Source organism: Roseateles sp. P5_B10 (assembly GCF_056400485.1).
This window is the reverse complement of record NZ_JBFULE010001706.1, coordinates 1-543: the sequence shown is the minus strand read 5'-3', so window position 1 is coordinate 543 and position 543 is coordinate 1. Positions and strand designations below refer to the sequence as shown.

Sequence of the window (543 nt, the reverse complement as noted above, 5' to 3'; positions counted from 1 at the left end):
AGTCTCACTCGCGCTACGCGACGTTGCGCCAATGGGCCTACAATTGCCGGTCGCGGTGGTCCCGTTGCATGTGACGGAATAGTTTTCGTGCACCCAGGCTGCGCCGCCTCTGATGTAGAGCAGGGAGCGGTCCCAGGCATAGCCAGCACGCGCTGTCGCCATGACGATGCTGGAAACATGAGAGTGATCGGTTCGCTGTAGTCCCACACTGGGGATGGCGCTTCCCGTCAGATTTGCCCAATCCCCCGACACTTCCAGGCCGAGTACAGCGCGGCTCCATTGCCAGTTGTAACCGATCTGGCCGCCCGCCAAACCTCCGCTCACATTGAAGCAGCCGTCGTTTTGTTGGATCAAAACCAAGGTCCAGCACGACTGGCCGCCGCCGCCGCCGCCATTCGCGCCGATATAGAAGCCGGACCAGTCATAGGCGGCGGGCACGGCGAGCGGTGCAGCCTTGGTATAGCTGCGGGCCGGCAAGTCCGCGGCCGAGGCCGTTACAGACCCCAACGCCAGCGCGAGGATCGCAGCAGCAAATGTCTTCAT

At 62.6% G+C, this 543-nt stretch carries 1 protein-coding gene; it reads right to left on the bottom strand.

Annotated features, from left to right (window positions below; all coding sequences use genetic code 11):
• Positions 1-543: outer membrane protein (locus AC1DU6_RS35455; protein ID WP_477863281.1), on the bottom strand; the 543-nt coding region annotated here is incomplete at both ends.